This is a genomic window from Chitinibacter sp. GC72 (assembly GCF_009760905.1).
Lineage (GTDB): Bacteria > Pseudomonadota > Gammaproteobacteria > Burkholderiales > Chitinibacteraceae > Chitinibacter.
Genome location: NZ_VIRW01000002.1, coordinates 245,220 through 267,970, shown reverse-complemented (window position 1 = coordinate 267,970; position 22,751 = coordinate 245,220). Strand labels below are relative to the sequence as shown.

The 22,751-nt window shown below is 55.2% G+C and carries 21 protein-coding genes; 14 read left to right on the top strand and 7 right to left on the bottom strand.

Translation table 11 applies throughout. The features are described from left to right. Positions 1 to 124: 124 nt before the first annotated feature. From FLS37_RS02910 to FLS37_RS02885, 6 genes are all read right to left on the bottom strand, one after another. Entirely contained in the window at positions 125 to 838 is a 714-nt protein-coding gene (locus FLS37_RS02910) for a transglutaminase-like cysteine peptidase (protein ID WP_198314464.1), read from the bottom strand. Between the two features lie 13 nt (positions 839 to 851). Next, positions 852 to 1,496, bottom strand: coding sequence for a hypothetical protein (locus FLS37_RS02905; protein ID WP_157314421.1), 645 nt, complete (start codon positions 1,494 to 1,496; stop codon positions 852 to 854). Continuing rightward, positions 1,493 to 2,215, bottom strand: coding sequence for a tyrosine-protein phosphatase (locus FLS37_RS02900; protein WP_157314420.1), 723 nt, complete (start codon positions 2,213 to 2,215; stop codon positions 1,493 to 1,495). The genes FLS37_RS02905 and FLS37_RS02900 overlap by 4 nt, the downstream gene beginning before the upstream one ends. 326 nt (positions 2,216 to 2,541) lie before the next feature. Further along, positions 2,542 to 4,719 carry a polysaccharide biosynthesis tyrosine autokinase gene (locus FLS37_RS02895; protein WP_157314419.1) on the bottom strand — a complete coding sequence of 726 codons (2,178 nt, stop codon included), beginning with the start codon at positions 4,717 to 4,719 and terminating at the stop codon, positions 2,542 to 2,544. 63 nt (positions 4,720 to 4,782) lie between these two features. Beyond that, positions 4,783 to 5,397 carry a polysaccharide biosynthesis/export family protein gene (locus FLS37_RS02890; RefSeq protein ID WP_157314418.1) on the bottom strand — a complete coding sequence of 205 codons (615 nt, stop codon included), beginning with the start codon at positions 5,395 to 5,397 and terminating at the stop codon, positions 4,783 to 4,785. A 192-nt stretch (positions 5,398 to 5,589) separates the two neighbouring features. Further along, entirely contained in the window at positions 5,590 to 6,879 is a 1,290-nt protein-coding gene (locus FLS37_RS02885) for an outer membrane beta-barrel protein (protein ID WP_157314417.1), read from the bottom strand. A gap of 369 nt (positions 6,880 to 7,248) precedes the next feature. On the opposite strand from FLS37_RS02885, the gene FLS37_RS02880 reads away from it, so the two are divergent. Continuing rightward, positions 7,249 to 7,557, top strand: a complete 309-nt coding sequence (locus tag FLS37_RS02880) for a hypothetical protein (RefSeq protein ID WP_157314416.1) — start codon at positions 7,249 to 7,251, stop codon at positions 7,555 to 7,557. 62 nt (positions 7,558 to 7,619) lie between these two features. On the opposite strand, the gene FLS37_RS02875 is transcribed toward FLS37_RS02880, so the two are convergent. Continuing rightward, entirely contained in the window at positions 7,620 to 7,784 is a 165-nt protein-coding gene (locus tag FLS37_RS02875; protein ID WP_157314415.1) for a hypothetical protein, read from the bottom strand. 346 nt (positions 7,785 to 8,130) lie between these two features. Between FLS37_RS02875 and mraZ the strand changes: the two genes are divergently transcribed. The 13 genes from mraZ (at position 8,131) to FLS37_RS02810 (ending at position 22,681) form a co-directional block, all read left to right on the top strand. Beyond that, a complete protein-coding gene (mraZ, locus tag FLS37_RS02870) occupies positions 8,131 to 8,568 on the top strand; it encodes a division/cell wall cluster transcriptional repressor MraZ (protein WP_157314414.1) in 438 nt (145 codons plus the stop codon). After that, positions 8,565 to 9,509 carry a 16S rRNA (cytosine(1402)-N(4))-methyltransferase RsmH gene (gene rsmH / locus FLS37_RS02865; protein WP_157314413.1) on the top strand — a complete coding sequence of 315 codons (945 nt, stop codon included), beginning with the start codon at positions 8,565 to 8,567 and terminating at the stop codon, positions 9,507 to 9,509. The genes mraZ and rsmH overlap by 4 nt, the downstream gene beginning before the upstream one ends. Then, positions 9,506 to 9,808: a cell division protein FtsL gene (gene ftsL / locus FLS37_RS02860; protein ID WP_157314412.1), complete on the top strand. Its 303-nt coding sequence runs from the start codon at positions 9,506 to 9,508 to the stop codon at positions 9,806 to 9,808. The genes rsmH and ftsL overlap by 4 nt, the downstream gene beginning before the upstream one ends. Further along, complete coding sequence (locus tag FLS37_RS02855) at positions 9,805 to 11,658, top strand: penicillin-binding protein 2 (protein WP_157314411.1); 1,854 nt, start codon at positions 9,805 to 9,807, stop codon at positions 11,656 to 11,658. The genes ftsL and FLS37_RS02855 overlap by 4 nt, the downstream gene beginning before the upstream one ends. After that, positions 11,655 to 13,163, top strand: a complete 1,509-nt coding sequence (locus FLS37_RS02850; RefSeq protein ID WP_157314410.1) for a UDP-N-acetylmuramoyl-L-alanyl-D-glutamate--2,6-diaminopimelate ligase — start codon at positions 11,655 to 11,657, stop codon at positions 13,161 to 13,163. Before FLS37_RS02855 ends, FLS37_RS02850 begins: the two co-directional genes overlap by 4 nt. Continuing rightward, entirely contained in the window at positions 13,163 to 14,614 is a 1,452-nt protein-coding gene (gene murF / locus FLS37_RS02845; RefSeq protein ID WP_232522473.1) for a UDP-N-acetylmuramoyl-tripeptide--D-alanyl-D-alanine ligase, read from the top strand. The genes FLS37_RS02850 and murF overlap by 1 nt, the downstream gene beginning before the upstream one ends. Then, positions 14,605 to 15,690, top strand: coding sequence for a phospho-N-acetylmuramoyl-pentapeptide-transferase (gene mraY, locus FLS37_RS02840; protein WP_157314409.1), 1,086 nt, complete (start codon positions 14,605 to 14,607; stop codon positions 15,688 to 15,690). Before murF ends, mraY begins: the two co-directional genes overlap by 10 nt. A 14-nt stretch (positions 15,691 to 15,704) precedes the next feature. After that, the gene (murD, locus tag FLS37_RS02835) at positions 15,705 to 17,117 is read left to right on the top strand and encodes a UDP-N-acetylmuramoyl-L-alanine--D-glutamate ligase (RefSeq protein WP_157314408.1); all 1,413 of its coding nucleotides are present in this window, start codon (positions 15,705 to 15,707) and stop codon (positions 17,115 to 17,117) included. After that, the gene (gene ftsW, locus FLS37_RS02830) at positions 17,117 to 18,304 is read left to right on the top strand and encodes a putative lipid II flippase FtsW (protein WP_157314407.1); all 1,188 of its coding nucleotides are present in this window, start codon (positions 17,117 to 17,119) and stop codon (positions 18,302 to 18,304) included. The genes murD and ftsW overlap by 1 nt, the downstream gene beginning before the upstream one ends. After that, positions 18,301 to 19,374: an undecaprenyldiphospho-muramoylpentapeptide beta-N-acetylglucosaminyltransferase gene (gene murG, locus FLS37_RS02825; RefSeq protein WP_157314406.1), complete on the top strand. Its 1,074-nt coding sequence runs from the start codon at positions 18,301 to 18,303 to the stop codon at positions 19,372 to 19,374. The genes ftsW and murG overlap by 4 nt, the downstream gene beginning before the upstream one ends. 65 nt (positions 19,375 to 19,439) lie before the next feature. Then, entirely contained in the window at positions 19,440 to 20,834 is a 1,395-nt protein-coding gene (murC, locus tag FLS37_RS02820; RefSeq protein ID WP_157314405.1) for a UDP-N-acetylmuramate--L-alanine ligase, read from the top strand. Then, a complete protein-coding gene (locus tag FLS37_RS02815) occupies positions 20,831 to 21,736 on the top strand; it encodes a D-alanine--D-alanine ligase (RefSeq protein WP_157314404.1) in 906 nt (301 codons plus the stop codon). Before murC ends, FLS37_RS02815 begins: the two co-directional genes overlap by 4 nt. A gap of 192 nt (positions 21,737 to 21,928) precedes the next feature. Continuing rightward, complete coding sequence (locus FLS37_RS02810; RefSeq protein WP_232522472.1) at positions 21,929 to 22,681, top strand: cell division protein FtsQ/DivIB; 753 nt, start codon at positions 21,929 to 21,931, stop codon at positions 22,679 to 22,681. The last annotated feature ends 70 nt before the right edge of the window (positions 22,682 to 22,751 follow it).

The window sequence follows — 22,751 nt, the reverse complement described above, 5'->3', positions numbered from 1 at the left end:
GGGCGGAACAAATGCGAAAAACTTGTGTAGATACTTATGATTTCAAAGGGGGAGCAGGTGCTGCTGACTTATCTCCCCATTACGCTGACGCAAGCCCAGATTTTTGCGTGACTGGTATTTCCGACTACATGGCCTGTTCGCTGGCCATTTTTTCTTTTAGTTCGCGCCAGAAGCGGATCTGGCTGGCGCTGCCTTTGCGCTGGGTGTTGCCGGTCCAGATGTCGTCATCGTTAAAGCTGTATACCGGCTCCAGGTCGGTGCGCTGCGAGGCGGGTTTGATGTCGCCAATCAGGTTGTCTAGGATGAGTGGTTCGGCTTCCGGGGTGGGGTACCAGGCCAGTACCATGTGGGCTTCGTTGCGGCGTAGCGCGCGCACGTACACCATGCGCAGCTGGCCTACGGGGGCGCCCAGCTCGCGTAGGCTGAAATACTTGCCTGCGGCGTAGTCCTCGCAATCGCCACCGTTAGACCCCAGCATTTCGATTGGCGTGGCCCAGTAGTCTTCTGTGCCCCAGTGCGTGTGGTCGCTGTAGTAGGGAATGCGGTTAAAGAATGCATTGGTGATTTTTAGTGTGTTCAGGGCGGCGTTGCTGTTGCTGCTGGCCCATTGGTTTTCTGCTTTGGGTTTTTGCTCCTGCACCAGCTCTTGCCAGGCCAGCAGGCGCTGGTAGGCAGGCGTGCCCCATTTCCGGCTCACTGCATTGAGCAATTTGCTGGAAAAATCAGTTAGCCCGGCGCTCACCGTTAGCGCGCAGGCCAGCCCCAGAGCGAGGGTGATCCACTTTAGCTGGCGCAGGCGAGGCGGTTTGGGCTGATGGTGGGCGGCTATTTGCGGCAATTGGGGCTGCAATTCAGAATGTCAGGTTGGGATAATTGGCCTGTAGTTTACGCACTTTTTGTTGCTGTTGCTGTAGCGCCCGGTTTTCCAGCTGGCGGATTTGGGCGTGCATTTCGGGTGTGAGGCGTGGCCAATTCTGGTAGCCGGCATTCAGTAGCGTGAGCTGGATATCGGCTTCATGCGGGGCTATGCGCTGCGCGCGCTGAAATAGCTGGGCAAATTCGGCGTCGGCTTGCCCCAGATACGCTTTAAATTGCACCAGATTGGCTATGCTGTGGATGTTGTTGGGTTGCACATTCAGCGCCATGCGGTAGTGCTCAATGGCCTGCTGGTAAAACAGGTCGCGTATGGCGGGGGCTTGCTGTGCCTTGATGGCGCGAAATACCTGCAGCCGTGCCAGCTCAATGTGGTATTGGGCGACAGCAGGGCAGGCGCGGTTGGCTTCTTGCAAGGCGTCGCGCGCGGCAATCCAGTCTTCCAGCTCAAATGCCTGTTGCGGATTGCTGAGCCAGCGGTCTATCTGCTTACGCGCTTGCAGCGTATGTAGGTCGTACCAGGCTTGCTGCAGGCTGGGCCAGATAATCAGTATGCTGAGCACGATGCCCAGCGCGATGGCGACTATGCTGATTAGGTTGGTGATGCGTGGGCTCAGCTTCATGCCGGGTTTCCAATAATGCGCTGCGGATTGTCGATGACCAGCATATCGGCAAAGTCCTGCCCGTGCAGGGCGCAGACTGCGGCATGGCCTTGCTGCAGATTGGGCGGGCGGTAATCGGCGTTATGGCAGTCGCTGGCCATGGCATACACCCAGTCATTCTCAATCAGCAATTCGGCGGTTTTTTTGGCGCTGCGGCCAAATTGGCCCAGCAGTGAGCCAGCGGTGATTTGCAGCCAGCAGCCCAGATCAAGCAAGGTTTGTAGCTTGTCGGGCTTGGCCTGGATGGCCAGATTCCGCTCCGGGTGGGCAATCAGCGGGCGTATGCCACGCTGCAAAAAATGGCGCACCAGATGCTCGCTGCCTACCGGGATCAGCTTGTCGGGGAATTCCAGCAGCATGATCTTCATGCCGTCTACTTCACCCAAATAGGGTATTTCATCGCGCTCCAGCAGCGGCAGTATGTCTTCGCCCAGCCGCACTTCGCCACCTAGGCGTATTTGCAGCGGTATTTTGCGGCTATTGAGGTGCAGCTGGAAGATCTCCAGCTCGCAGCGCAGCTGGGTTTGCTGGTTGTTCCAGCGGGCAGGGTATATATGGGGGGTGAGTACGGCGGTGTGAATGCCATTCGCCACTGCCAGTGCAGCCAGATTCAGCGCCGCTTCCATATTGCTCGGGCCATCGTCAATGCCGGGAAGGATGTGGCAGTGTAGGTCTATCATGCTGCAGCGCGTGCCTTTATCAATATCTACGCAAGCTATTTATCATTATTTCCCTTGGGCAAAGGGGCATTTTTGCGTTGTTAGGGCCATATTTTACTGCCCAAATAAAACAAAACTCCCCTTTTCACGAAAGGGGTACAAGTGCTTAAAACGGGGAAGACACGTAGGAGGGGTTAGGCCGCCACGATCTTGCCTAAAGCTAAAACGGTGTTTCGGGCGTAACCCACCGTGACGCTGCATTTATTCATATCGCGCCCGGTGGGTGGGTATGCGGCATAAAACCGCCTAACGCACCCGAATTCCGGGGTATATCTATTTAGGTCATGTTAGCTGCCGTATGCATTGCCATACTGCCCGTAGGTACCGTACTGGCCGTGGTAGCGTTCGGCTTTTTTGAAGTCCAGATGGCTTAGCGTCACACCCATGATATGCCCGCCCGCCTGACTGATGCGGGCCAGGCTCTTCTTAGCTAGTGGGTGTGCTGTTTCCTGCGCGCGCGCTACAAAAATGGTGTTGGTACACAGCGGCGCGAGCACCAGCGGATCGCTCACCAGGCCCACCGGCGGAGCATCGATAACGATCATTTCAAATTGTTCGTTCAGTTGCGCCAGCAGCTCGGCAAAGCGCTTGGACATCAGGATTTCCAGCGAATTAGGCGGTGCATCACCGGTGCCAATGCAGAGCAAATCACTCCCGGGCACACGCTGCAGACATTCGCTCAGCGTGGCGGTGCCGGTGACCAGATTGGTCAGGCCTTTGGCCGCAGGGTTCAGCCCCATTTTGCGGGCCATGCCCGGCTTGCGCAGGTCGGCATCAATCAGCAGCGTTGGGCGGGTGCTGGCCAGCGAAAGCGCCAGATTGGCGGCGAACGTGGTTTTGCCTTCGTTAGGCAAACTAGAGGTAATCAGTAGTGAGCGTTGCGTGCTGTCGATGGAAGACAGGGCAACGCCAGTACGGGCGGTGTAAATCGCTTCGGAATAGACTGATTTGGGGTCTTCCACTACCAGACGGCCGTTGTTGGAGGCCAGCTTTTTCGGCAGCAGTGGCAGGGCTGCCAGCAGCGGCAAGCCCAGCAGGCGCTCTACATCGTCGCTGCTGTTAATGGTGTTATTGAGTCGATCCAGTAAAATTGCCGCTGCAGCTGCGGTGAGCAGGCCAAGCAGGAAGGCCATCAGGATAATTTGTGCTTTTTTCGGTTTGATGGGCTTGAGTGGAATGCTGGCATTGTCGACAATCCGCGCAATCGCTGATTGCAGATCTTGTGCGGCAGATGTTTCTTTCGCGCGCTCCACAAAGCTTTCATACACTTGGCGGTTGGCGGCGGCTTCGCGCTCCAGTACGCCCAGCTGGACTTCTTTGCGGTTCAGGTTGGAGACATTGCCACGGGCTTGCCCCAATACACCGGCAATTGCCTGCTCGGTGCCCAGTGCGGCCTGGTAGCTTTGGCGCAAGCTGCCCACCACGGCATCGACTTGGCGCTTGGCATTGGCACGGGCGGCTTTCAGCTCCGCTTCGGCCTGCACCATGCGGGGGTGCTCGGTGCCATAGCGTTGTGATAACTCGGATACTTTGCGCTCGGCTTCGGCTTCCAGTTTCTTGGCATCGGCGACTTGCGGGTTAGTGATCACAGCTGGCACGCTGCTGTAATCGCCATTTTTTACGCCAGTGACTTGGCGGTAGGCGTTTTCAGCTTCGGCGCGTTTCATTTTGGCCGCGATCAGTTGCTCGGTAGTGTTGCTGATCTGAGCTGCTGCGCCACCTTGCGCTTCCTTGCCTAGCGAGATAATGCCATTGGCTTCGCGGTATTGTTGCAGCGCTTTTTCAGAAGCGTCGAGCTTCTGGCGCAGGCCACCCAGCCGTTCATTCAGCCATTTGGCAGCGGTTTGCGCCATTTGCATGCGCGCATCGCGATCACTCTCGATATACACTTCGGCCAGCTTGCTCGGTACGCTGGCGGCCAGCTTGGGGTCGGTACTGGTAAAGCTGATTTTGGCCAGCTGGCTAAGACGCACCAGCTCTACATCCAGGTTTTTCTCGAACACCGGATAGACCGCTGCAGCCAGGCTGTCTTCATTCCAGCTGACCTGCTCTTCATCCTGGGTTTTCAGAAATTGCGACCAGAAGGTTTTTTTGCTGGCGGCCAGGCGCGGGTCGTAGTCCGGGTGTTCCCAGAGTTTGAGTGCCTTGATCGTGCTGATCGCCAGATCACGCGATTTCAAAATCTCGGCTTGGGTCTGGAAATACTCCCGATTGGCTGATACGCCGGAATAAACTTCCTCGACCGATAGGATTTTCTGGCGGCTTGATTCGATTAGCACCGTGGTGGTCGAGCGATATGATGGCGCAATCGAAAACACCACTGCAGTGGCAACGGCGGCCAAAGTCAGCGCAAATAAAATAATCGCCCATTTGCGTTTGTTGAGGCTGCGCCAGTATTCAAGCAGCGGATTGGGTTCCGTGCCTGTGCCTGGCTGCGAGCCAAGAAGATTCTGAGCCTGATTCATATTACGTTTGATCCTTGTGGCAACACGGCAGCTGGCGTTGCTAGATTGTCGGTGGCGGTGATATTAAAAAAAGCTGTCTTGTACCGTGATGATGTCGCCCGGATAAATGGGGCTGGTGAGATCGACTTTCTGTTGTCGCTGGCTAGGATCATCGGCACGGATTACAAAGATTTTGTCCTTGGAGGCCCGCTCTTTAAAACCGCCCGCCAGCGCAATCGCCTTCAGTACCGTCAGGCCGGGCTGGAACGGAAAGCCGCCCGCGTTGTACACCATGCCGTTGATGTAGTAGGGACGGTACTCGTCAATCAGCACGGCAACGCGCGGGTTAACCAAATATTTACCGCGTAACCCTTCAGTAATCAGCCGTTGCAAGTCGCCCGTAGTCATGCCCTTGATCACAATTTCGCCAATCACCGGATATTGCAATGTCCCTGCGTCGGTCAGGCGAACTCTTTCCCGGCTCAGCTCATCTTCGCCAAAGACACGGATGGTGACCACATCACCAGCGCCTAGCTTGTAATTCGATAGAGAAATACTGCGCACAGGCGCGCTACTCAGGTGATCCGCTGTCGCAGTTGCTGGTTCAGGTGTCGGGCTTGGGCTATCAAAAATCGAAGCGTGGGCCTGTGTAAACAGCAGCCATAGGGCGCATGCCGCTACGGCAGAGAATAAGCGCATTGGGCGACGCTGAGCCGATTGTTGCGTGGGCAATAGCCTGATTGATTTCAACATCGATTGCTTTTCACTTGTAAATTGACTTGGGGCGCGGTTTGGGGCGGCAAAATGTGGCCAGCTATGCCGTCGCTTTTTGTGGTGCATAAAGCCCCCTTGCTATAGCGACGGCAGAGGTCTGGGTGGACTCTGCGCAAATTATAGCGAGCCGCTCAGATTGACCATATAGATGCCACGGGTGTAGTCCGAGCTATTGATATTGGAATTGCGGTTTTCATAACGCAGCTCAATGCCGGTTTTCAGCCAGCGGGTGAGTTTGTAATCGATATTGAACGCCGCATTGAAAGTGTCATCATTGCGAGTTGCGCCCACATAATCGCTGGCCACATAGCTCAATGTGGTACGTGTGCTGGTGAAATTGCTCCAGGCATGGTTCCACGCGACCGAGAACATATCATCGAGCAGATAGTTACCTACGCCGGTTGATTCGGCAATGGTGCGTACCGCAGTGAAATCAATACTGCTGTAGGTGCGTGGCATAAATCGCACCAGCGCTTCATAGCTGAAATCGTCATAGCTGCCACGGCGAGCATCATCGTATTTTTTGCTCATCATGCCGACCTTGGCCGAACTAGTGAAGTAGGCATCCGCATCCCAGGTGACACCCGTGTAGGCACGATATTCCTGGCTATTCTGGCGGTTGCCTTCGCGGTCGTAGTTGATGTCCTGATAGCGGGCTTCAAGCAAGGCGCGCGTGCGTGGTGCTACGCGATAGAAGAATCGCCCAGCCAAGGCGAGGGTTTCCTGATCAAGCAATGCAGTGCTGGCCCGATTATTCAGATAGCCTTTATTGACGTAAGTGATTTCGCCTTCCAGTCGGCCAGTGGCATCCGGAGCTCCATAGCCCATCATGCCGCGCAGGCTGTACTGGCGATAGCGGTCTGGTGATTTGCTGGCGCTGTCGGTTGCGCCTACCTGGTCTTCCGCTTGTAATACATTGGCAAACAGCAAAGTACTCAGGCGAGCGCTATAGGCGTTTTGCGCCTGAAATTGCAGCTCATGGCTATCCGTATTGTTTGCCGATTGCCCGAAATAACGGGTGAAACGACCATTGTAGCCAAGGACATACCGATCACCATTATTAACCAGATCGGCCACGATTGAAGGCGCGATCATTACTGCACTTGAGCGGATCTCATTGCTGGCCGCGCGGGTGATATTGTCGTCGTGACCAAAACTCAGCCCCAGAGTCGGGTAAATATAGAACGGGCCAGCTTCAATAGGAGCTGGGTTTTGGCGGCCTGTGTCGGCAAATTCCTTGGCGCTAAAGCTGGATTTCTTTTGTGTCGCATTGGGCGATGCCAGATGATCTGCCAGCTCTGCGCTGGATACGGCCTGTGGCTGCTTTGGCTGTTCATCGGCCAAAGCGGTGGTCGAAAGCGCACTGGATGCAAACAGCAGGGCGATAGAGAGAGGTGTATTTTTCATCATGCATTCCTATGCGGCGTAACCAAGGCTGTATCTAGGTGGCTGAAACAAGGTAAACCCATTTCTAAATACCGGCTGAATAATAAGTGTTAAATGTTACGCCTAAGCTACAAATAATTTTTCGCGATTGTACATATAAAACATAGGCTTGTGTAGCACGGGATTTCCTCGCTCATTTGCTTTCATATTCAAAATCTCTTATGTTTGATTTTTATTATATTAATAAATGATTATATTCTGTTCTGATTGCTGAAGTATCTGCTAGTTTTGATCTTTGAATTGTGGTGAATAAGACAGGCTTTGGTATTTAAGAAATATGGAAAATAGCCGATAATTATATTAAGTGATTGATATTTATGGTTAATTTTCATGTTCTTGACTAAAGCTCCGCTTTTATTTTACGAGGCTTCTGATTTATCTGTCTCTGCATTGACGGCTTGTGCCGGATTTGATGCCGGTGCTCGTAAAAATGACCGCGTGCCGCGTCATCCTGTAGCGCCGGGAGCTGAGGTGTGGAATGGTCAGGAGCGCCGCCAAAACGCAGATCGTCGACTGGGTTCGCGGCGTCAATATCGTGTCCAGCCCTTGCTTGATACTAGAACCGAGTCCGACCGTCGTCGCGAAGGCCGAAGGGAGAGTGATGGTGCAGTGGTGCAGTTTGTTGCTTGTAAGGTTTGAGCTTCTCGCGGTGCCGGTTGGCAATTGAAGGCGGCAAGTCGTGTTGACGGATGTTGTGGTGATTAGCGCAAATGCAAAATCACCGCCACCACTGCGCTGATTAGCAGGCTAACTGCCGCTATTTTCGAATAGCGCCTAAGTTGCTGGCGTCTTTGCGCGCCGATCAGCTGCCAGAGCAGTAGGGTTAGCAAGGCGAATGCTAAAACTTGATTGATTTTGCCGTTCATCAGGAAATTCACGTGTTTTTTGTAAGAAAGTGAGGCCGATGCTGATTTGGGGGATGTTTGGCGTCAGGGAAAGTGATTGAATTTAAAGTAATACTTTAACTTTATCAGCTGGGTGTTTGATTTTTATGAAGGTTAAATTGGCCTTTAGTTAAGCACTAAATCATTGTATCAAAACGGGAAATGGCCCGGCGCAACTTGTGCCGGGTTTTTTTTTACTCTATAGTGGGGCGCTGTGGGGAAAAGTGGGAAAAAGTGCATTTTTCTTCTCGATTGTAGCAAAAGTGGGGGCAAAACCCCTGACGAGCAGATTGCGTATTTACAGCGCCTAAAAGGTGGTAATTCGGTCATGTTTAGTGGTGTTTCTTCCTTGAATCTGGATAGCAAAGGGCGATTGGCGATACCTGCCAAGCATCGCGATACTTTGCTCGCCCAGGCTCAAGGCAAACTCATCATTACGGCCGATCCTGCGGGTTGCTTGCTGGTTTATCCGGAGACAGCTTGGTTGCCGATTCGGGATCAACTGAATCAGTTGACTGGCGCGAAGGCGAACATCCGTCGTTTTATCGTCGGTCAGGCCGAAGAAGTCGAAATGGATGCGTCGGGTCGTGTTTTGGTGCCGCCACGTCTGCGGCAGGTGGCCAAGTTGGATAAAGAAGTTGCTCTGGTCGGGATGGGCAATAAGTTCGAGTTGTGGGATGACGCGAGATGGATCGCGACCACCGAGGCCATCATGGGGATGGATCCGCAAGAACTTGAGAATAATATGGAAGGAATTTTGTTGTGAGCGATACACAAAGCTTCGTGCATCGCACGGTATTGCTCGATGAGGCTGTGGATGCGCTCGCTATCCGGCCTGACGGTATTTATGTCGATTGTACTTTCGGTCGCGGTGGTCACTCGCGGCTGATTCTCTCCAAACTCGGCCCTGCTGGCCGACTGATTTCATTTGATAAAGACCCGTATGCGATTGCCGAGGCGGCGACGATTTCTGATTCGCGCTTTAGGATTGTGCACGAAGGTTTTGTCACGCTAGCTGATTCGCTGGCCAAACTCGGTGTGACACAGATTGATGGCTTGCTGATGGACTTGGGCGTTTCCTCGCCACAGCTTGACGATGGTTCTCGGGGGTTTAGCTTCCGGTTTGATGCTCCGCTTGATATGCGCATGGATACCACGCGGGGTATTACTGCGGCTGAATGGATTAATTCGGCTGATGAAAAAGACATTGCAGAGGTGGTAAAAGATTATGGCGAAGAACGGTTTGCTCGGCAGGTTGCAGCAGCGATTGTTACGCGTAGGGCAGTCGAACCTTTTACTACAACAGGCGAACTTGCCGCGGTCGTGGCAACGGCAGTCCGCACCCGTGAGCCGGGCCAGGACCCGGCGACGCGTACCTTCCAGGCTGTACGGATTTACGTCAATCGCGAGCTTGAGGAGTTATCGCTAACGCTGCCACAGGCGCTGTCTTTGTTAAAGCAAGGCGGCCGTTTGTCGGTGATTGCGTTCCATTCCTTAGAAGATCGCATCGTTAAGCGCTTTATGCAGGATAAATCGACGGGCGATCGTCTGCCGTCGCGCTTGCCAGTGATGGCGAGTGAAATTGCACAAGCGCCGTTAAAAATCGTTTGCAAACCGATTCGCGCCAGCGAGCAAGAGGTGAAAGCAAATCCTCGCGCTCGCAGCGCGATTTTGCGCGTGGCTGAGCGCACCGAGGGGTCCTTGTGACTCGTCTGAATCTATTTCTGCTCTCCATTCTGGTGGTGTGTGCCATGGGCGTGGTGACCAGCCAGCATAAAGCGCGCAAGCTGTTTATCGAGCTGCAAAAAGAAGATGCACTCACGCGCAAGCTTGATGTCGAATGGGGTCAGTTACAGCTGGAGCAAAGCACCTGGGCGATGCATTCGCGTGTTGAAGCCGAGGCCAGGCAGAAAATGGGTATGCAGGTTGCGCCCGCTAATCGCACCCAGGTGATTCTGGAGCATGGTCAGCAAGTGCCAAAACCCGTGGTGTCGGATCTGCAATGATTCGACATGCGCGCGCAATCGCCGGACGGCGATCTGACAAATATGCGGTGAAACCCCGGCTGGAGCGCTGGCGCGTCTGGTTTGTGCTCAGCTGCCTGCTGGGGCTGTTTATTGTATTGCTCGGGCGCAGTTTGTACCTGCAGGCCTGGAACGAAGATTTTCTGCAAAATCAGGGTGATGCCCGCTATCGCCGCACACTCAAGCTTGAGCCTAATCGCGGTGTGATTACCGACCGCAATGGCGAGCCGCTGGCCATATCTACGCCTGTGCAATCCATCTGGCTCAGTCCGCGCAGTATGCAGGTGCTGCCGATTGGTCAGAATCGGCCCAAAGACTGGAAGCAGGCCACCGAAGATGAGCTGGTGCCCATCTCGGTGGATGAAGTGAAAAAGCTGGCCGCCATGCTGGCCATTTCCTCCGATGAATTATTAAAGAAACTCAATACCACCCGGAAAAACAAACAGGGCGAAGAGGTTAAATCCGATTTTCTCTGGGTCAAGCGCCATATCTCACCCGCTGATGCCAAGCGGGTTTTGGCTTTGAATGTGCCCGGCGTGTATTCGCAAACCGAATATCGCCGCTACTACCCTGCGGGTGAGGTAATGGCGCATGTCGTGGGCTTTACCAATCTGGATGGCAAAGGGCAGGAAGGCTTCGAGCTGACCAAGGATGCCATGCTGGCCGGCAAGCCCGGCTCGCGCACGGTGATTCGTGATCGCCGTGGCTACATCGTTGAAGACGTCTCAACCATCGTGCCGCCGCAGGAAGGCCAGACACTGCAGCTCTCGATTGATCGCCGGATTCAATATCTGGCGTATCGCGAGTTGAAAGCCGCCGTGGACAATAGTCAGGCTGCTGGCGGCGCCATTGTGGTGCTCGACGCACGGACTGGCGAAGTGCTCGCGATGGCCAATGCGCCGTCGTACAACCCCAATAGCCGCGCCAAAATTGACCCTGCGCACAAACGTAATCGTGCGCTGACTGATTTGTACGAGCCGGGCTCGACGATGAAAGCCATTACCGTGGCCATGGCGCTGAACGCTGGTAAGGTTAAACCATCGACGGTCATTCAAACCGGCGGTGGCACGATGACCATTGGTCCGGCGACGATTCGTGATGATCATCCGGTGGGCGCTGCGACAGTTGAGCACATCATGCAAAAGTCGTCCAACGTCGGTGCGGTCAAAATGGCGCTGATGATGGAGCGCGAAGAGATGTCGAATTTCTTCCACGACATCGGTTTTGGCGAAAAATTGAATACCGGATTCCCTGGCGAATCGCCTGGCCGCGTGCGGCCATGGAAAAACTGGCGTCCGATCGAGCAGGCCACCATGTCGTATGGCTATGGCGTCTCGGTATCGGTGATGCAGATGGCGCGTGCCTACCAGATCTTTGCCGGGAATGGCGAAGTGCATCCGGTGACCTTTACCAAGCTGGTGGCGCCCGCACCGGGCAAGCAGGTGATTTCGGCCGAAACCGCGGCGCAAGTGCGAAAAATGCTCGAAATGGTGACGCTGCCCGGTGGTACCGCCACGCGTGCCCAGGTGGTGGGTTACCGCGTTGGCGGTAAAACCGGAACGGCCAAAAAACTGGTGAATGGGGTTTATTCGGATACCGCGCGGGTGGGCTCGTTTGTTGGTCTGGCGCCGATATCGAATCCGCGGCTGATTGTAGCGGTGATGATCGACGAGCCTTCGTTTGCGCTGCGCTACGGTGGTCTGGTTGCCGCGCCGGTCTTTAGTAATGTGGTGGCGGGCAGCCTGCGTCTGCTGGGTGTTCCGCCTGATGCTCCAACAACGAATATTTTACTGCCCGGCAATGGGGTGGAAGACGTGAAGGAAGACGCATGAAACCAGTGAGCTGGGCACTACCTGCCATCGATTTTGCCGCAATCACCGCCCTGACCCGTGGCCGAGCTGTCGTTGCCGACAGCCGCAAAGTCAAAGCCGGGGACGTATTTATCGCCTATCAGGGCGAATATGTTGACGGTCGCCAGTATATTGACGACGCCATTGCCAACGGCGCTGCTGCCGTGATTTGGGAGGCGGACGGCTTTAGCTGGAATCCGGCTCATGATGTTGCCAATATTGCCGTGCCTGCTCTGCGCTATCAGGTGGGTATATTAATGGCAGCCTTGTTGGGTAATGATGCGGGGCATTTACCTGTAGTGGGTATTACCGGAACCAATGGCAAAACGTCGATTGCCAACTGGCTGGCGCAAGCCTTTAATGCCTTGGGCGGCAAAGCCGGGGTACTAGGGACTTTGGGCAATGGTTTTGTGGGTGAGCTGAGCAGCTCGACGCATACCACGCTTGATCCGCTCAGCCTGCAACACTGGATTGCTCGCTTTCGGGCCGAGGGCGCGACTCAGGTGGCGATGGAAGTCTCATCACACGGGCTGACGCAAGCACGCGCGCATGGCGTGCAGTTTCACACTGCCGTATTTACCAATCTGACACGTGACCATCTGGATTACCACGGCGATATGGCCGCCTACGGCGCAGCCAAAGCCAAGCTATTCGAGTGGGAAGGTCTGCAGGCGGCGGTTATCAACGCGGACGATCCTTTTGGTCGTGAGCTGATTGGCTTTACCACGGCCAAAAAAATCTATTCCTACGGCTTTAACGACGGCGATTTGCGCTGTGTGCAGCTTGAATCATCGCTGCAGGGGCTGGCGCTGACCGTGGAAACGCCGTTCGGCAATACGCGGATTCAATCGGGTTTGCTGGGGCGTTTCAATGCCAGCAATTTGCTGGCCTGTCTGGGGGTGTTGCTGGCACAAGGCGTGTCATTGAGCGATGCCACGGCAGCGCTGGAAAAAATCCGCCCAGCTGCTGGCCGGATGCAATGCCTAGGTGGGCTGATGGCCGATGGTAGCCGCAAGCCGCTGGTCGTTGTCGATTATGCCCACACGCCAGACGCGCTGGAAAAAGTGTTGATGACATTGCGCGAAGCCATGCCCGCAGGTTCGCGCCTGTATTGCGTTTTTGGTTGTGGCGGAGATCGCGACACCGGCAAACGTCCGCTGATGGGCGAAATTGCCTGCCGTTTGGCCGATTCGGTGGTGATTACCAGCGACAACCCGCGCTCCGAAGCGCCCAAAGCGATTATTCAGGACATCGTTGCCGGTGTTGAAGGCGTGCCGGGTAATGGCGAAGCGCATTACTCGATCGAATCGGATCGCGCAGCCGCGATTGCCGACACCGTCGAGGTGGCGCATGCCAGCGACGTGATTCTGATCGCCGGTAAAGGGCATGAAAATTATCAGGAAATCAAAGGCGAGCGTTACCACTTCGACGATGTGGAACACGCCGAAAAAGCATTGGCTAGAAAAGTCACAAGGAAAGAGAAGTAATGATGTTGAGTTTGCGGGAAACCGCGCAAGCGCTGAAAGCCAAATTGCTGGCCAGCGATTCCCAATTGACGTTTAGCCGCGTCACTACCGACAGCCGCGATATTCGCGCAGGTGATCTATTCGTCGCGCTCAAGGGCGAGCGTTTTGACGCGCATGATTTTGTCTCTGCGGCTTTCGCGCAAGGTGCGGTGGCAGCGATTGTGCAAAATGACAGCCTGCACGCTGAGCAAGCGCCTGCGGCGGGAAGCTGCATTGTGGTCAAAGACACGCTCGCCGCACTGGGTGAGTTGGCCAAATACTGGCGCACCAAACATGCACATATCCCGCTGGTTGGCGTAACTGGCAGCAATGGCAAAACCAGCGTGAAAGAAATGCTGGCGTCGATTTTCTCTGTGGCAGCTGGCGATGAGCAGACCGCTACGAATGAAAGCCGGGTCCACGCCACCAAAGGTAATTTGAATAATCACATCGGCCTGCCTTTGACGGTTCTGGGAATCAATTCGACGCATCGTTATGTCGTCGCCGAAATGGGCATGAATCACTTTGGCGAAATCGACTATCTGACGCACATTGCCCAGCCTGACGTGGCTTTGGTGAATAACGCTGGTGCGGCGCACTTGGAAGCCTTGGGTTCGGTTGAAGGCGTGGCGAAAGCCAAGGGCGAAATTTTTGCCGGTCTGGTTGCCAACGGTACAGCGATTATCAATGCCGACGATGAATTTGCGCCGCTGTGGCATCAGCTGGCCGCACCACATGCGATTTGCACTTTTGGCTTTAACGGCGAGGTGAGTGCTGCCGAAGTGATGCTGGCGGCGACGGGCAGCCAGTTCAGATTGAAAACTGCACAAGGCGATGTGCCTGTGCAGCTGTCCGTACCGGGCGAACACAATGTGCGCAATGCGCTGGCGGCAGCGGCGGCGGCTTTGGCCGTTGGCGTGAGCTTGGAACATGTTGCACAAGGCTTGCAACGCTGGGCCGGGGTGAAAGGCCGTTTGCAAGCCAAAACTGCATTTAATGGTGCGGCAATACTGGACGACACTTACAACGCCAATCTGGATTCGATGAAAGCGGCAATCGATGTCTTGGCGGCGATTGGTCAGCAAGGCAAGCCCACCATTCTGGTGCTGGGCGATATTGGCGAAGTGGGCGACAGTGCCGAGTATTGCCACCGTGAAGTAGGCAGGTATGCGTCTGAAAGCCAGATCAATCATGTTGTTGCGATGGGTACTGATATGCAGTATGCCGTTGAGGCGTTTAATCAGGCGGCAGGGGCACAGCGTGCGCAGCACTGCAGCGATCATGCTGCAGCGATTGCTGTCATTCGCCAGCTGATCACGCCGCAAACACAGGTGCTGGTGAAAGGCTCGCGCTTTATGCGCATGGAAACCGTGGTCGAAGGTCTGATCGCGCAAGATTTGGATAACAAGCAAGGAGCACAGCCATGCTGCTGATGTTGATGCAATGGTTGGGCGAGTCGGTACGCGCCTTTAACGTCTTTAATTACCTGACTTTGCGCGCAGTACTGGCGACGATCACCGCGCTGGGAATTTCCTGGGTGCTGGGGCCGTACGTGATTCGCAAGCTGGCCGAGCTTAAAGTCGGCCAGGCAGTTCGCGATGATGGCCCGCAAACGCATCTGGTTAAAGCCGGCACGCCGACCATGGGCGGAACGCTGATTTTGCTGTCGATTGGCCTGACCACGTTGCTGTGGGGCGATCTGAAAAACAGTTATGTCTGGCTGGTGCTGATTGTGACGATGGCGACCGGCGTGATCGGGTTTATTGATGACTACAAAAAAGTCGCGCTGAAAAACCCCAAGGGTTTGTCAGCCAAAGCCAAGATGATAGGTCAATCGGCCATTGCCATTGGCTCGGGTATTTTTCTGGTCAATGTTGGCCCGGACGCGGCCAATACCGGCTTTATTATCCCGTTTTACAAAGAAATCCTGTATCCGTTTGGCGCAATCGGGTTTTGCGTGCTGACGTATTTTGTGATCGTCGGTACCAGCAATGCGGTCAATCTCACTGATGGCCTCGATGGCTTGGCGATTATGCCAGTGGTGCTGGTTGCGGGCGCTTTCTGCATTTTTGCCTATGTCGCCGGTAACGTGAAATTTGCGACTTACCTCGGTGTTCCTCATGTGGCAGGTGCAGGTGAGCTGATTGTGTTCTGCGCGGCGATGGTCGGCGCGGGTTTGGGCTTTTTATGGTTTAACGCCTACCCGGCTGAAGTATTTATGGGCGACGTCGGCGCGCTGGCGCTCGGTGCTGGCCTTGGCGTTGTCGCGGTGATTGTGCGGCAGGAAATCGTGCTGCTGATTATGGGCGGCGTGTTTGTCGTGGAAGCCCTGTCGGTGATGATCCAGGTCGCCAGTTTCAAGATGACCGGCAAACGCGTGTTCAGAATGGCACCGCTGCACCATCACTACGAGCTGAAAGGCTGGAAAGAGACGCAGGTAGTGGTGCGGTTCTGGATTATTACCATGCTGTTGGTGCTGGTCGGTTTGGCCACGCTGAAATTACGTTGATTCGAGGCTAGATCGTGGAATTGAACGCGAAACATTGCATTGTCGTCGGTTTGGGCGACACCGGTTTAGCCACTGCCCGCTGGTTGGTGGCTAAAGGCGCACGCGTCACTGTGGCCGATAGTCGCAAAACACCGCCCAATCTGGACAATCTGCAAGCCGATCTGCCGCAGGTCGAGTTGCGCCTTGGCGCATTTAATGTCGATACCTTTGCCGACGCAGAATTGCTGGTGACCAGCCCCGGCGTGCCTTTGGCGACGCCAGAGATTGCTGCTGCGATTGCGCATGGTATTCCGGTGGTGGGCGATGTCGAATTGCTCGCCCAGGCCCTGGTGGGTGGACCGGATCAGTCGCGAGGCAAGGTGATTGCGATTACTGGCTCGAACGGTAAATCAACGGTCACCACCATGGTGGCGCAAATGTGCGAAGCCGCCGGGTTCAGCACGGTTACGGCGGGCAATATCGGTTTGCCGGTGCTGGCTGCGCTGGCTGACTGGGAGGCGAGGGGGGCATGGCCGGACTTCTGGGTGCTTGAGCTATCGAGCTTTCAGCTGGAAACCACAACGTCATTGATGCCTGCGGCAGCAACGGTGCTGAATGTATCGGAAGATCATCTGGACCGCTACGCCGGGATGAACGAATACGCGGCGACCAAAGCGGGCATTTTTGCTGGTCTGGGCGTGCAGGTGCTCAATCGTGAAGATGGCTATTGCCGGGGTATGGCACGTCCAGGCCGCGATGTAGTTTGGTTCGGGGCTGATACCCCCCGCAACGGTAGCGAATATGGCTTGGTTGAAATCGACGGCGATTTCAGCCTGCGCTGTGGTGATTTCGAGCTGATCAAGGCCAGCGAGCTGCCGGTGGCCGGCTTGCATAATGCCGTGAATGCGCTGGCTTCGATTGCCCTGTGCCGTGCTGCTGGCTTGCCTACAGCGCCATTGCTGGCAGCTTTGCGCGCGTTCAAAGGCCTGCCGCACCGCGTAGAGCTGGTGGCCGAAGTCAATGGCGTGGCGTATTACGACGACTCGAAAGGCACCAATGTGGGGGCAACAGAAGCCGCACTGAAAGGCATGACGCGCCCGGTGGTGCTGATCGCGGGCGGTGATGGCAAAGGCCAGGATTTTTCGCCGCTGCTTGAAGCGTGCGAGCGGATCTGCCGTGCCGTCTTGCTGATTGGCCGCGATGGCCCGGCTCTGGCTGATGTGCTGAACGAAGCACATTCAAGCTTTCTGCCTGACGACGATGACAACTATCTGCCGGTGATGCAGCTACCAACGCTGGAAATGGCCGTGAGCGTTGCCAGCAATCTGGCCGAGCCAGGTGATGTGGTGCTGCTTTCGCCAGCATGCGCCAGCCTAGATATGTTCCGCAATTACCATCATCGTGCTGAAGTATTTATTGCCGCAGTGAAAGGCCTGGAGCAGCACTGATGCGCCAGATCTTCTATCAGGCCATGAGCCGCATGAAACCCACCATGAGCAGCTACGATCAGGCGCTGTTCTGGTGTGTGACACTGCTGCTGTCGATTGGGCTGGTCATGGTGTACTCGGCGTCGATTGCGATGGCCGAGGTCGATAAAGACACCGGTTTTCGCTCGTATTACTTTTTGCAGCGCCACGCTGTGTTTCTGCTGGTGGGCGTCCTGGCTGCAGTGGCGGCCTTTAATGTATCGACCGAGAAATGGCGGCTCTGGGCGCCATCGCTATTTATTATCGGCACGGTGTTGCTGGTGCTGGTGCTGATTCCCGGTATTGGCCGCGAGGTAAACGGTAGCCGCCGCTGGTTGAGCCTGTTTGTGATTAATCTGCAGCCTTCCGAGCTGATGAAGTTTTTTGTGGTCTTGTACGCGGCCGATTACACCGTGCGCAAAGCGCACAGCATGGATGCCAAACTGGGCGAGAGCATTAGCAAAGTGCTGTTCCCGATGGCGCTGGTTATGGCGGTGGTGGGCGCATTATTGCTGCTGGAGCCCGATTTTGGCGCATTCACCGTGATCACCGTGATTGCCATGGGTGCGCTGTTTCTGGGCGGATTTAACTGGCGGGTTTTTCTGGGGCTGATCGCGATTCTGGGCGTGGCCTTTGTCGGTTTGATTGCCTCAAGCCCGTATCGTCTGGCGCGGGTACTGGGTTTTCTGGACCCGTGGCAAGACCCGTATGGTAAAGGCTATCAGCTGAGCCATTCGCTGATTGCCTTTGGCCGTGGCGAATGGCACGGCGTTGGACTGGGGGCCAGCGTGGAAAAATTATCCTACCTGCCCGAGGCGCATACCGACTTTCTGATGGCGATTATTGCCGAAGAGTTTGGCTTTGCTGGCATTGCCGTGGTGATTTGCCTGTTCATGTTTCTGGTTTTCCGCGCTTTTGCAATTGGCGTACAGGCGACCAAACTTGAGCGGCACTGGCACGCACTGGTCGCGCAAGGTGTCGGGATCTGGATCGGCTTTCAGTCGTTTATCAATATGGGTGTGAACATGGGGCTGATGCCCACCAAGGGGCTGACTTTGCCGCTGCTGTCGTTCGGCGGCTCAGGCATTGTGGCCAATATGATTGCGATTGGTGTACTGATGCGGATTGATTATGAGAACCGCCAGCTGATTCGGGGGTATCGCGTATGAGCAAGCGAACCTTGCTGGTGATGGCGGGCGGTACGGGCGGCCATATTTTTCCTGCTTTGGCGGTGGCCAATGCGATGCGTGATAAAGGCTGGGAAGTAGTTTGGCTGGGGGCCAAAGACGCGATGGAAACGCGCGTGGTGCCGCAGCACGGAATCGAGCTGGTGACGCTTGAAATTACCGGCGTGCGCGGCAAGGGCTGGCTGAAAAAGCTCTCGCAGCCGTGGGTGCAGGCTAAGGCTTTACTGGCCGCCTTGAATCTGATTTTTCGCCGCCGCCCGGATGTGGCAATTGGCTTTGGCGGTTTTACCGGTTTTCCTGGTGGCCTGGCCATGCGTTTGTGCTGGTTGCCGCTGGTGATTCACGAGCAGAACTCGGTTGCCGGGTTGACCAATAAGGTGCTGTCCAAATTGGCCAATCGTGTGCTGTTTGCTTTTCCGAATGCATTTGCTGCATTGCCTGCTAAGCAGTGCGTTGGCAATCCGGTGCGTGATGAATTGAAAAATGTGCCCGCGCCAGCCGAGCGTTTTGCTGGCCGCACGGGGGCGCTGAAATTGCTCGTTGTCGGTGGCAGTCTCGGGGCGCAGGTATTTAACGAGCAAGTGCCCAAGGCGCTGGCCATGATGCCGTTTGATGTGCGCCCGCAAGTGATTCATCAGGCGGGCGAAAAACACATTGACGCCCTGCGCGCCAATTATGCGGCTGCCGGCGTGGCGGCCGACTGCGTCGCTTTTATCAGCGATATGGCCAGTGCTTACGCCGAAGCGGATCTGGTCTTGTGCCGTGCGGGCGCTTTAACCGTTGCCGAATTGGCCTGCATTGGTGTGGCTGCGGTGCTCGTGCCGTTTCCGCATGCGGTTGACGATCATCAAACGGGAAATGCGCAATTTTTAAGCTCTGAAAACGCCGGCATTTTGCTGCCACAGAGCCAGCTGACCGCCGATTCGCTGGCGGCTTTGTTGCAGCAAACAAGCAGAGAACAATGTCTGGCGCTGGCAAGTAATGCCAAGCGTCTGGCCAAACCGGAGGCAACCGCGCAAGTTGTTGCCGTTATTGAAGAATTAGCTGGATAGGAGTATAGGGTAAAGCCCTGCAGAGTATATAATGCGCGCTCTCTGGTCTTATACCCTTCGTGGATATGAAGCATAAAGTTAAACGCATTCATTTCGTCGGCATCGGCGGTGTGGGCATGAGCGGCATCGCTGAAGTCTTGCTGAACCTTGGTTTCGAGGTCAGCGGCTCCGATCTGGGCGCTAACGCCACCACACAGCGCCTTAGCGCTGCTGGTGCTGTGGTGCACCAGGGGCATGCGGCCGAGTTTGTCGCCAATGCCGACGTGGTGGTGATTTCCAGCGCAGTTAAAGATGACAACCCGGAAGTCATCGAAGCGCGTTCGCGCCAGACCCCAGTCGTGCCCCGCGCCATGATGCTGGCTGAATTGATGCGCCTCAAGCAGGGCATCGCGATTGCCGGTACGCACGGTAAAACCACAACCACCAGCTTGAGCGCTAGCGTGCTTGAAGCTGCGGGGCTGGACCCGACTTTTGTGATCGGTGGGAAATTGCACGCAGCAGGCTCGAATGCCCGTCTGGGGCAGGGCGATTTTCTGGTGGCCGAAGCCGATGAAAGCGATGCGTCTTTCCTGCTGCTCTCGCCAGTGATTTCGGTGGTGACTAATATCGACGCCGATCACATGGACACCTACGGTCATGACTTTGAAAAACTCAAACAGGCCTTTATCGATTTTCTGCACCACCTGCCATTTTATGGCCGGGCGATTTTGTGCATTGACGATCCGCACGTGCGCTCGATCCTGCCCAAAGTGACCAGTCCGGTTACGACCTATGGCACGGCTGCCGATGCCATGTTGCGCGCCGAAAACATCGTGGCCGCCAATGGACAGATGAAATTTGACGCCGTCTGGCAAAACGGCGAAACGCGCCGTCTGGCCGTCACGTTGAATATGCCTGGCATGCATAACGTCTTGAATGCCTTGGCGGCGATTGCCATCGGGATTGAAGTCGGTGCGGATGAAGCGGCGATTGTCGCTGCGCTGGAAAAATTTGAAGGTGTGGGTCGCCGATTCCAGCGTTATGGCGAAGTGACTCTTGCTGATGGCGGCCAAATTACCGTAGTAGATGATTATGGCCATCACCCGGTTGAAATGGCGGCGACTTTGGCTGCCGCGCGTGGTGCTTTCCCTGGGCGTCGTTTGATGCTGGCTTTCCAGCCGCATCGCTATACCCGTACCCGTGATTGTTTTGAAGACTTTGTCAAAGTACTCAATACCGTTGATGGTCTGTTGCTGGCTGAAGTGTATGCCGCCGGTGAAACCCCGATTGTTGCCGCCGATGGCCGTGCGCTGGTGCGTGCTGTCCGTGTGGCCGGTAAGGTCGAACCGATCTTTGTGGAAAACATTGCCGATATGCCAGCGGCAATCTTTGCCGCAGCCAAGGACGGCGATGTGATTATTACGATGGGCGCAGGCTCGATTGGCCAGACCCCGAAGCAATTGGTGAGCGCAAAAGCATGAGTAAATTTGGCAAAGTGGCAGTAATCATGGGCGGCTCGTCAGCCGAGCGCGAAGTGTCATTGATGAGTGGTGGTGGCGTACTGGCGGCATTGCGCAGTCAGGGCGTAGATGCCCATGCCTTTGATCCAGCAGAAAAAATGCTGACGGCCCTGAAAGAAGAGGGGTTTGAGCGCGCATTTCTGATTTTGCACGGTCGTGGCGGTGAAGACGGCACGATTCAGGGCGCGCTGGAATTCATGGGCGTGCCTTATACCGGTTGTGGTGTAATGGCTTCGGCCATTGCGATGGATAAATGGCGCACCAAATTGCTCTGGGAAGCGGCGGGACTGCCGGTGCCTGAGTATCGCATCATCGATAGTGCCACTGAGTTGGTACTGGCTGCAGAAGAATTAGGCTTGCCGCTGTTTGTCAAACCGGCCAGCGAAGGCTCCAGTGTGGGCGTAGTCAAACTCAAGTCGCTGGCCGATGTTGATGCCGCTTGGGCCGAAGTGTCGCGCCATGATTCGGTGGTGCTGGCTGAGCGCAATATTGGCGGTGGTGAATACACTTGCGCAGTGCTGGGCGGCAAGGCTTTGCCAAGTGTGCGGATTATTCCGCAGACCGAATTTTACGATTACGAAGCCAAATATTTCCGCGACGACACCGAGTATCGCTGTCCCGCCGGTTTGAGCGATGAAAAAGAAGCGCTGGCACGCTCGCTGGCCGAAAAAGCCTTCCGCGTACTGGGCGCGGCAGGTTGGGCACGGATTGATTTTCTGACTGATGACGATGGCACGATTTATCTGTTGGAAGCCAATACGGCGCCCGGTATGACCAGCCACAGCCTCTTCCCGATGGCCGCACGAGAATCCGGTTTGTCGTACGAAGAACTGGTCGTCCAGATTTTGGCCACGACCTTGTAAACAAAAGGTATTTCTAGTGAATATTTGTCCTCAAATGTGCGTAGCGAGCCGGCTTCAAGCAAGAAGTCAGCAGCACAGCGACCGGAACGTACATCAAGTACGTGAGGATCGCGAGCAGCGCACGCCGCAGCGTGAAGTTGGCGCAGTAGCGCAGTTGAGGTGCAAATAATGTGGGATAAGCCGCAGCTTCTAATGTGGATCGCCAATCTATTGACTGGTCTGGCCATGTTATTGCTGTTTTATTCGCTGCTATTTTTAGCTGTGCATTCGCCGCTATTTCCGGTTAAGCGAATTAAAGTCGATGGTGAATTACGGCATACCACCCGTGAGCAATTGCAGTATGTAATCAAGAACGAATTAAAAGGGACGTTTTTCACGCTGGATTTGAATAAAACTCGGCAGGATTTTGAAAAACTACCCTGGGTGCGCAGGGTTGAAGTGCGTCGGCGTTGGCCTGATCGGCTGGAAGTGAATATTGAGGAGCATCGCGCCATTGCCCGCTGGGGATCAAGCGCCTTGTTAAATCAGTATGGTGAACAATTTGATGCCGCGAGTAATGAAGCCTTGCCCGTACTGGAAGGCCCGGAAGGCGCAGAACGGGTCATGGTTGAAGGGCTATTGCGGCTTAATGAAATTACCCAGCCGCTGGGCAAAAAACCCACGCAAATCTGGCTATCCGAGCGGCGAGCCTGGCGGATGGAGCTGGATAAGCAGCTGATGGTTGAAGTGGGGCGTGATGAGCCCATCGAGCGGGTAGAGCGGTTTGTTAAAGCCTATCCCAATTCCTTGGCGCTGCTGCAGCAGTCATTTGAATATATTGATTTGCGCTATCCGAATGGATTTGCCGTGCGATTGCCCGATTATGTGCCGCTTGAGCCGGGCAAGCTTGATGCTCAGGGGAAACCGGTCGTCGTCAAACCGAAAGCCCTTAAGGCTTCGGCATGATTTATGCTTGTTACTCATTAAAGTAATTAAAAATATTGAGTTGACGTGTTTTTTTAAAGTGAATTCTTAA